The 9,420-nt window shown below is 63.1% G+C and carries 9 protein-coding genes; 3 read left to right on the top strand and 6 right to left on the bottom strand.

Features of this window, described 5'->3' with window-relative positions; all coding sequences use genetic code 11:
• Positions 1–879 (bottom strand): thiamine pyrophosphate-binding protein (locus SKZ59_RS28015; protein ID WP_413774610.1); only part of this gene is annotated, 879 nt, incomplete at its 3' end.
• Positions 880–1,092: 213 nt separating this feature from the next.
• Here SKZ59_RS28015 and SKZ59_RS28010 point away from each other — a divergent pair.
• Genes SKZ59_RS28010 through SKZ59_RS28000 form a run of 3 tightly spaced genes read left to right on the top strand, consistent with a single transcriptional unit; the run spans position 1,093 to position 4,671 of the window.
• Positions 1,093–1,929 carry an IclR family transcriptional regulator gene (locus SKZ59_RS28010; RefSeq protein ID WP_374106902.1) on the top strand — a complete coding sequence of 279 codons (837 nt, stop codon included), beginning with the start codon at positions 1,093–1,095 and terminating at the stop codon, positions 1,927–1,929.
• A gap of 40 nt (positions 1,930–1,969) precedes the next feature.
• On the top strand, positions 1,970–2,944 hold the full coding sequence (locus SKZ59_RS28005) for an AAA family ATPase (RefSeq protein ID WP_319993587.1): 975 nt from the start codon (positions 1,970–1,972) through the stop codon (positions 2,942–2,944).
• Positions 2,941–4,671 (top strand): cobaltochelatase CobT-related protein, encoded by a 1,731-nt coding sequence (locus tag SKZ59_RS28000; RefSeq protein WP_319993586.1) that lies wholly within the window; start codon positions 2,941–2,943, stop codon positions 4,669–4,671. Before SKZ59_RS28005 ends, SKZ59_RS28000 begins: the two co-directional genes overlap by 4 nt.
• Positions 4,672–4,675: 4 nt before the next feature.
• Here the strand turns inward: SKZ59_RS28000 and SKZ59_RS27995 are convergent, their stop codons facing one another.
• The 5 genes from SKZ59_RS27995 to SKZ59_RS27975 all read right to left on the bottom strand — a co-directional run.
• Entirely contained in the window at positions 4,676–5,818 is a 1,143-nt protein-coding gene (locus tag SKZ59_RS27995) for an AAA family ATPase (RefSeq protein WP_413774609.1), read from the bottom strand.
• Positions 5,815–6,702 (bottom strand): RNA ligase family protein, encoded by an 888-nt coding sequence (locus SKZ59_RS27990; RefSeq protein ID WP_319993585.1) that lies wholly within the window; start codon positions 6,700–6,702, stop codon positions 5,815–5,817. The genes SKZ59_RS27995 and SKZ59_RS27990 overlap by 4 nt, the downstream gene beginning before the upstream one ends.
• 299 nt (positions 6,703–7,001) lie before the next feature.
• On the bottom strand, positions 7,002–7,763 hold the full coding sequence (locus SKZ59_RS27985; protein WP_252867002.1) for a sulfite exporter TauE/SafE family protein: 762 nt from the start codon (positions 7,761–7,763) through the stop codon (positions 7,002–7,004).
• A 1-nt stretch (position 7,764) separates the two neighbouring features.
• Positions 7,765–8,766: a phosphate acetyltransferase gene (pta, locus tag SKZ59_RS27980; RefSeq protein ID WP_319993584.1), complete on the bottom strand. Its 1,002-nt coding sequence runs from the start codon at positions 8,764–8,766 to the stop codon at positions 7,765–7,767.
• Positions 8,767–8,960: 194 nt separating this feature from the next.
• Positions 8,961–9,420, bottom strand: a 460-nt coding sequence (locus SKZ59_RS27975; RefSeq protein ID WP_319993570.1) for a thiamine pyrophosphate-dependent enzyme, incomplete at its 5' end; no start/stop codon positions are given.

Below are 9,420 nucleotides of genomic sequence, written 5' to 3'. Positions count from 1 at the left end.
ACCGAACGGGCCCAGGCGCGAACCTAAAGCGACGACGACGTCGGCCTTGGCGATCAGTTTCATGGCAGCTTTCGAACCTTGATAACCGAGCGGACCGCACCACAGCGGATGGCTGGCGGGGAAGGAGTCGTTGTGCAGATAGCTGTTGACGACGGGGGCACCCAGGCGCTCGGCCAGCGCCTTGCATTCCTCGATCGCTTCGCCCATGACGACGCCGCCGCCCGAGATGATCACAGGGAACTTGGCCTTGGCCAGGAGCTCCGCCGCATCGTTGAGGCTTTGTTCGCCGCCGGCGCCTCGGTCCAGGCGGTTCGGCTTTGGAATCTCGGCCTTGATTTCGCCATAGAAATAGTCGCGCGGAATGTTCAGTTGCGTCGGACCCATTTCGGACATGGCGCGGTCAAAGCAACGGCCCGTGAATTCCGCCATGCGGGCCGGATTGGTGACGTGGCCTTGATACTTGGTGAATTCCTCGAACATCGGCAGCTGGTTCGCTTCCTGGAAGCCGCCCAGGCCCATGCTCATGGTCCCCGTTTCCGGCGTGATGATCACGACCGGGGTATGCGCCCAGTAGGCGGCGGCAATGGCTGTCACGCAATTGCTGATGCCGGGACCGTTCTGGCCGATGACGACGCCATGGCGGCCCGAGACGCGGGCGTAACCGTCGGCCATGTGGCCGGCACCCTGCTCGTGCACGACAGGGATCAGCCGGATGCCGGCCGGGGCGAAGATATCCATCGGGTCCATGAAGGCCGAGCCCATGATGCCGAACATGTCGGTCACGCCATTGGCGGCCAGAGTTTCCACGAACGCTTCGGAAGGCGTCATCTTTTGCGGGCCAACAGATATCGCGGCTGCGGCGGCTTTTTGGTCGGTCATGTCATTCATGGGTGTCTCCTGGTCTGTTGTAATGAACTGCAGTGTAGTGAGCAACTTATTTATCAAAAAACGGTATATTTTGTTCCGAAATTTGATATACAATTCAATTTAAGCGTTCGGCAATCAAAAGTCAAACAGAATTTCGAGGAAACGGTACAATTTGAGTTCGAAAATGAAATAACACTCAGACAGACAACCGAGGCCACCATGGACATGATTTCATCCCCAAAACTTGAGCCGGAAAAACTGGAAGGCGACACGCCCACGATGCGTTTGTTTGCTTTGCTGGAAGTGATTGCCGAAAAAGACCAGTTGCTGTCGCTGCAAGCGCTGGTGGAAGAAACGGGCTTGCCCAAGCCCACTCTGCACCGCATGCTGCAACAGCTGGAAAGCGTGGGCGTGCTGCAGCGCGAAAGCGATGGCCGCCACTACAGCACGGGCGTGCGCCTGCGCCGCCTGGCGTCGAACCTCTTGATTAACAACACGTTCCATGGCGCCCGCCGCATGGTCTTGCGCCAGCTGGTCGAGGAAGTGGGCGAAAGCTGCAACCTGACGGCCTTCAGCGGCAGCGAAGTGGTGTACCTGGACCGCGTGGAAACGGCGGCCCCGCTGCGCTTCTACCTGCATCCCGGTTCGCGCGTGCCGGCCCACTGTTCGTCGAGCGGCAAGCTGTTCCTGGCGCAAATGACCCCAGTGCAACGGCGCCGCCTGCTGGGCCATATGGAATTGACGCGCTTTACGGACAAGACGGAAACGGACCCCGTCAAGCTCGAGCGCGAACTGGAACTGGTGCGCCGCAACGGCTATGCGCTGGACGACGAGGAATTCCTGCCCGGCCTGCTGTGCGTGGCTGTGCTGGTGCCGAACCCGAACGGCCGCTCGAACCTGGCCGTGGCTATCCAGGCGCCCATCATCCGTTTGACGCACGACAAGGCTTTACATTTCTTGCCAGCATTGCAGCGCGCCGCGCAAGCCCTGGCCGCCATCGAATCGGAAACCATGCCGACGACGGGCGGGGACGACGACGCATTGCAAACCGGTCATTCATAACCGCCGTAGCGCCCATGCTGCGGTTTCACAGGAGAACAAGGTGCCAGATTCACGCCAACATCCCCCCGCCGCAGCGGCGCAAACCTTGCAGTCCGTGCGCAGCCTGTTCGATATCGACAGCGACCTGCTCGTGCCCGTCTTCACGGAACGCGACCCGCACGTGCCTGACATCGATCCCGCCTACCGCTTCAACAAGGATGTGACCCTGGCGATCCTCGCCGGCTTCACCCACAACCGCCGTGTGATGGTGCAGGGCTTGCACGGCACGGGCAAGTCCACGCATATCGAGCAGGTGGCGGCCCGCCTGAACTGGCCTTGCGTGCGGGTCAACCTCGATGGCCACATCAGCCGCCTGGATCTGGTCGGCAAGGACGCCATCGTGCTGCGCGAACAGCAGCAAGTCACCGAATTCCAGGAAGGCATCGTGCCCTGGTCCCTGCAACGGCCCGTGGCCCTGATCTTCGATGAATACGATGCGGGCCGCCCCGACGTGATGTTCGTCATCCAGCGCATCCTCGAGCGCGACGGCAAGTTCACCCTGCTCGACCAGAACCGGGTCATCACGCCCCATCCCCACTTCCGCCTGTTCGCCACCTCGAACACGGTGGGCCTTGGCAACTTGAACGGCATGTACCACGGCACGCAAGTGCTCAATCACGCGCAGATCGACCGCTGGAACATCGTTGCCACCTTGAACTACTTGCCGCAGGAGGAAGAAACGCAGATCGTCCTGGCGCGTGTCCCCGCCATGAACGACGAGGCGGGCCGCCAACTGGCCGCCGCCATGGTGGCCGTGGCCAGCCTCACGCGCCACGGCTATGCGGCCGGCGACCTGGCTTGCCTGATGTCGCCGCGCACGGTGATCACGTGGGCCGAGAATTGCCAGATCTTCCGCGACCCGGCGCTGGCCTTCCGCCTGTCCTTCCTCAACAAATGCGACGAGGCCGAGCGGCCCATGGTGGCCGAGTATTACCAGCGCTGTTTCAATGAGGAATTGCTGGCGAGCCAGGCATGAGTACCGAAACGACGGCGCCCGCCGCCTACACGCGCGAGCAGCAGGAAACGGATGAGCTGTGCGCGGGTGCCATCCGCGCCCTCAGCGCTTCTCCCTCGATACGCTACCGGGGCCGACGCCTGCACGACGGCCACCATCCCCTGCCGATCCACGCGGCCCATCTGCAGCCCGATGCGGCGCTGCGGGATCTGCCCTCGCTGCGTGGCGCGGCCGACAGCGTGGCCCTGCGCATGCTGCATACGGATGCGGCCCTGCACAAGTCCTTCTGCCCGGTCGAACCCGTGGCGCGCCTCGTCTTCGAATTGCTGGAACAGTTAAGGGTGGAAACGCTGGCGCCCGAGCGGCACGCTGGCGTGATCGGCAACCTGCGCCACCGTTTCACGGCATGGTCGCACGCGTTCTACGATTCCGGCCTGGCCGAAGGCGCTTCGGGCTTGCTGCTGTACACGGTATTCCAGATGTGCTGGTCGCGCCTGACGGCCAGGCCCGTGCTGAAAAAGACGGAAGATTTTATTGAAGCGACACGCTGGTCGGTGTCGTCGCAATTGAGCGGCGACCTGGCGGGATTGCGCCGCCACCGCGCCGACCAGGCCGCCTTTGCGCGCCATGCACTGGCTATCGCCCACGCCGTCGATGCCATGCTGAAAGACGCGCAAGCCGCGCGCGATGACGGCCAGGACGAGGCAGGCGACGCCAAAGCGCAGGCGGCCTTCAAGCTGCTGCTCGATTTCGACAGCGATAACGACAATGTTCCAGACGCCGCCCCGCTGGGCGAGAGCCGCGCCTTCAGCGATGGCGATGGCGGCTACCGTGCCTATTCCACGGTGTATGACCGAGAGGAAAAAGCGGGCGAATTGGTCCGCCGAGCCCTGCTGCTCGAATACCGCGAACGCATGGATGGTCGCATCGCCAGCCTGGGCATCAACACGGCCCGCCTGGCGCGGCGGTTCACGCAATTGCTGGCCGTGCCCGAGCGCGACGGCTGGTCGTTTGGCGAAGAAGAGGGGTATATCGACGGCCGGCGGCTGGCGCAACTGATCAGTTCGCCATCCGAGCGCAGGCTGTTTCGCAAGGAACAATTCCTGCCGCAAGCCGATTGCCTCGTCACCTTTCTCGTCGATTGCTCCGGCTCCATGAAGACGCATGCGGAATCCGTGGCCGTGCTGCTCGACATTGTGCTGCGCGCACTGGACCAGGCCGGCGTTGCCACGGAGTTGCTGGGTTTTACGACGGGCGCGTGGAACGGGGGAAGAGCCAAGCGCGACTGGATGCGCGCCCGCTCGCCGGCGAATCCAGGACGCTTGAATGAACTCGTGCACATGGTCTTCAAGGATGGCGATACCAGCTGGCGCCGCGCGCGGCCCGACATCGCGGCCCTGCTGAAAGCGGATCTGTACCGCGAAGGCGTCGATGGCGAAGCCGTGGACTGGGCGTGCACGCGCATGCTGGCGCGACCGGAACGGCGGCGCATCCTGCTCGTCGTGTCCGATGGTTGCCCGATGGATACGGCCACGAATCTCGCCAACGACGAGTTTTACCTGGCGCAGCATCTGAAACAAGTGGTGGCGCGCCGCGAAGCGCAGGGCGCCGTGGAAATCTGCGGGCTGGGACTGGGCCTGGACCTGGGCGCCTACTACAGCCGCAGCCTGGCCACCACCCTGCCCGCCTCGCTGAACAATGAGCTGTTCAGCGAGATCGCGCAGTTGCTCGGTGGACGCAAACGTTAAGCCTTCAGCTCACTTCGTAGCGCACCGTGTGCGCCTCCATCGGCAGCGGAATTTCCCAGTTCCACAGCATCGCTTGCAGCTTTTTGTTACTGAGCGACGTGTCGCGCTGGCCGTTGCGCCGCAGTAACTCCTTGCGCGGCTGCTCCAAGTACACGAGCTCCACCTGCGCGTGGTATTTGTACAGCAGGTTGAGCGTCTTTTCGCGCATCAGCTTGGACAGATGCGTGGCATTCCACACGAACGGTTCGCCCTTGCGCAACAATTCGCGCGCCCGCTCTTCCGCATAGTCGCCTACCTGCCCCTCGTTCTTGCCATGCTTCAAGCCCAGGGCCGTCCGCGCATCGTCAAACGACACGACGGGCAGGCGCGGATGGTGCTTGTCCACCCACGTGTTCTTGCCCGACGCGGGCAAGCCCGACATGACGACCACGTGCGAACCCGGCTCCTGGAACAGGGAATAATCGGGATGCGCCTCGGCGCCGCGAAAATATTTGACGCGCGTGTGATCGTCAACGAAAGCGCGCCGCTGGCCATAGCATCCTTCCTCGCGCGCCAGTTCGCGGAACAGCTCGATGGCGTCCAGAATGCGCTGCGGATCGGGGCAGATACGTCCGCGGATATCGGCCTCGGCCAGCTTGGCCAGCAAGCGGATATCGACTTGCCACGACAGTTCGCGTACGGTGAACTCGGGCGTGACGCCGCGCCGCGACGTTTCCAGCGCAAAGAACGGCACCTGGTGCACATTGATCAGGCGGCAGATCTCCTCGCGCGCGGCAAACGGCACGTCGCAATCCCACAAGGCGATGCGCGCATCGAGGGCGCCCTTGCGCGAGTGGCCGGGCTGGCCGATGGCGCCCGTCACCGGGTCGATCACCGTGGTGCTGCACTTGGCCACGTCGTGCAGCAAGGCGGCGAGAAACACGATTTCCTGTTCCGCGCGCGTGGCTTGCTGATAGTCGGGCATGGCCAGCAAGGACTCCACCACCATCATCGTATGCGTCCACACATCGCCTTCCGCGTGATAGACGGGGTTTTGCGGCGTCGTCTTGGCCAGTTCCAACTGCGGGAAGGCGGCCAGGCAAGCATTGAAATCGGGCGACTGGCCCGCTGGCGGCACCAGTTGCTGCAGGGTTTTCCAGTTCATCATGTTGTACTCCTTGAGAAAACTGCCAGTTCGTCGAGCGAACGGCAGGTATGCAAACCCAGGCTTTCCCACGTGACGAGCGGCTGCGGTGCGTACAGGTCCACGCCGTCAGCCAGCTGGTTCGGGATCAAGGGCCGCGTGCTGTGGTGCGAACCGCTGTCGAGGATGGTTTGCGTGAAGTCATGGCGCACCAGCTTATAGCGGGCCAGCACTTGCTCGTCGTCTTCCACCTTCAGGTACAGCCCTTCCGCGTGGTCGGACTTGTCCGTCTGCTTCCAGCACAGGCCCAGCGGCAGGCGCTCGCGCGCCACCGCGTGTTCAAAAGCATCGCGCCACAGACTGGACTTGGCCAGCGAATGGCGCAGCAACTGCCACAGCTGCTTCGGCGTGGCTGGCATCAACCCCGCATACAGCACGGGGACGGACAGCACGGGTGAGCCGGCCAGTATGGCGTGGCGGCGCGCCGTCGACAAAAACATCTGGCTGCGGCGGCAATACACGTCGAACTCGTTGAAGTAATGGGGCAAGCGGTCGTAAAACACGGAATGCTTGCTGTACGACCATTCGCCAAACAGCACATACTGGTCTTCAAGTAAGCCCAGCAAGGCGTGTTCGTGCGCATGCGCCCACGGTTTCAACAGGTTGAACTGGCGTTCGCTGCCGCCGCCCGCCAAGTAGTGGCCGCGCGACTGCAGCAGCACCTCGCCCGCATCGCTGAACGACACGGCGGAGTTGGCGCCATCGATTTTCTCCTCGATGACGACATACTGGCCGGCCAGCTTTTTCAGGGGCATCTGGTCGGAACCGTCGTCGCCATCCTGCAGGCGCGAGCCTTCCAGGTGCGGCGTGCGCGGGTATTTGAATAAGGGTAAAGATTGTAAAAACATAGCGTCCCACGCCGCGTTCACCGGGGCGTGTCCATACAGGGTCAGGGGTGCTGACGACGTGTTCGGGCGTGGACGATCAAGACCAGGGTCTCGGATGCGTGTGCGGGAAGAGCAAGAGCAGTGCCGCAGCAATCGGGGGCGTCAACGCGCCGAACGATGCTGCAAAGAGCATTTCGTCAGCGTTAGCAGGTGATGGCGAAGAAGCGAGGCACTTTTGGCTCCAATAAGGAAGAGGTTCGAGAAAGAACGGGGAATATAACGGCAGTTTGACTATTTTGCAAGCGCCGCACGTTTGGAAACTAGCCGAGCAATTGCGGCACGGCCGCCGCCATCAGCGAAATGCCGATCAGGGTCAGCACGGCAAACGCGATGCGGCGCATGCCGCGCTGGGCGATCGGCGGCGGGTAGCGCTTGCCGGCCATCGTGGCCAGCACGCCCACGGGCAAGGCCAGCGCACACAGCAGCAGCACTTTCGCGTCGAGCTGGCCCTGGCTGCCCGCCATCAGCGAGCGCCCGCCCGCACTGATGGCGAATAAAAAGATCAGACTGTAGCGGATGGTTTTCAAGCTCATTTCCTGGCGGTAGAACTGGTACACGAGCGGTGGTCCGGCCAGCGAAAACAGGCCCGAGAACAGGCCGCCGCACACGCCGCTGATGAAGAAACTGCGCTTGTCGGCCGCGCCGGGGCCAGGTGGCGCCTGCAGCAAAATACTGACGCCGCCATACACGATGGCCGCGCCCAGCAACAGATGCAGCAGCGGCGCATACGCCTGGTCCAGGTATCCCAATAGCAAGACGCCGGCCGCCATGGCCGGCAGCAAGCCGATGCTGGCGGCGCGGATGGCGCGCCAGTCCAGGTGGTGCAAGGCGCCCGGCAAGGCCACGAGGCAATTGGCCAGGGACAGCAGGCTGACGAGGGCCGCCAGCGCGGGCACGGGCGCCAGGCCCAGGCCGCTGGCCACGCCCATGACGATCATGCCCAGGCCAAAGCCCGTGACGGTCTGGAAGTACGTGCCCGCCGCCACTACGCCCAGCAGCGCCAGCACGGGCCAGCTGAACAACTCAGCGCCCACCCTGGGCCTGCACGGACGTGACCGCAATCACGTTATAGACATCGTCGGCGCTGCAACCGCGCGACAGATCGTTGGCGGGCTTCTTCAAGCCTTGCAGCAAGGGGCCGATGGCGACGGCGCCGCCCATGCGCTCGGCCAGCTTGTAGCCGATATTGCCCGCGTCCAAGTTCGGAAACACCAGCACATTGGCGCGGCCGTTGACGACGGAATCCTTGACCTTGCGCTGGGAAATCTCGGCCACGATGGCCGCATCGAGCTGCACGTCGCCATCGATGGCGAGCAGCGGACGCTGGGCCTTGACCCGGTCTGTTGCCGCATGCACCTTGTCGACGGCCGCGTGGTGGGCGCTGCCGCTGGTGGAAAACGACAGCATGGCGACGCGCGGCTCTTCCATCAGCAAGGCTTGGGCGCTGTCGGCGGCCGCCATGGCGATGTCGGCCAATTCCTCGGCTTTCGGATCAACAACGAGGGCGCAGTCGGAAAAGATGAAACCGCCCTTGAGGCTGTGAAAAGGTTCGCACAGCATCATCAGGAAAAAGCTCGACACCAGCTTGAAAGCCGGGTCGACGCCGATGATCTGGATGGCGCTGCGCACCACGTCGGCCGTCGTGTGCACGGCTCCCGCCACGCAGCCGTCCGCGTCGCCCAGGCGCACCATCAGGTTGGCGTAGCACAGCGGTTCTTGCACGGCGATCCTCGCCTGCTCCACCGTCATGCCCTTGGCCTGGCGCAGCACGAATAATTGCTGAGCGTAATGTTCCGACTCGCTGGACTGCGCCGGGTTGACCAGGCGCACGGCGTCCAGGTTCAGCGCGTGCTCTTGCGCCAGGGCCAGGATGGCGGCGGGATTGCCGACGATGGTAATGTGGGCCAGGCCTTCAGCAGCGGCACGCGCGGCCGCCTGCAAAACTCGCATGTCGTCGCCCTCGCACAAGACGATATGTTTCGGCACGGCGCGGGCCTGGGCGATGATGCGGTGCAGGGCTTTCATGGGAACTCCAATTCGGTAAAAAAATGCCGGAACCATGGAAGCATGAGGCATGGCTCCGGCACATAAAAACCCGGCGCGATTGCCGGGGTCATACAAGGATCGGTCAGGGTGGTGTCGGATTACGCCGGCACCACGCGTAGCTTGCGTAGGTTGGATTAGCCCGCCAGGGCGTAATCCAACACTCCAGCAGCAAATCAGACGTAATCTTTATATTTATCCAGATGCCGCACAGGTTTGCTCAACGCATCGCGGCGGAACGGGTCGCCCAGCTCGCGCGTGCACATGATTTCGATGATGGTCGTCTTGCCTTCATTCATCTGCATGTCGATCGCCTTCTTCAAGGCCGGGCCCACGTCTTCCAGCTTGTCGACCGTGATGCCTTCGGCACCCATGGCGCGCGCGATCTCGGCGAAACTCTGGTTGTCGAGTTCACCGGCAACGAAGCGGCGGTTGTAGAAATCGACCTGGTTTTTCTTTTCCGCGCCCCACTGGCGGTTGTGGAAGACCACGGCCGTGACGGGAATGTTGTGGCGCACGCAGGTCATCGTTTCCATCAGGCTCATGCCCCAGGCGCCATCGCCCGCATACGACACGGCCGGACGGTGGGGAGCCGCCACTTTCGCGCCGATGATGGTCGGGAAGGCGTAACCGCAA

It is taken from the genome of Janthinobacterium sp. GMG2 (genome assembly GCF_033949445.1).
In the GTDB taxonomy this organism is placed as follows: Bacteria; Pseudomonadota; Gammaproteobacteria; order Burkholderiales; family Burkholderiaceae_D; genus Janthinobacterium; species Janthinobacterium aestuarii.
This window is presented reverse-complemented; position numbering and strand designations above follow the sequence as displayed.

What these genes read in the sequence shown, in the direction of transcription:
- SKZ59_RS27995 (WP_413774609.1), bottom strand. Translation starts at nt 5,818, where the DNA reads ATGATGAACTGGAAAACCCTGCAGCAACTGGTGCCGCCAGCGGGCCAG.
- SKZ59_RS27990 (WP_319993585.1), bottom strand. Translation starts at nt 6,702, where the DNA reads ATGTTTTTACAATCTTTACCCTTATTCAAATACCCGCGCACGCCGCAC.
- SKZ59_RS28010 (WP_374106902.1), top strand. Translation starts at nt 1,093, where the DNA reads ATGATTTCATCCCCAAAACTTGAGCCGGAAAAACTGGAAGGCGACACG.
- pta (WP_319993584.1), bottom strand. Translation starts at nt 8,766, where the DNA reads ATGAAAGCCCTGCACCGCATCATCGCCCAGGCCCGCGCCGTGCCGAAA.
- SKZ59_RS28000 (WP_319993586.1), top strand. Translation starts at nt 2,941, where the DNA reads ATGAGTACCGAAACGACGGCGCCCGCCGCCTACACGCGCGAGCAGCAG.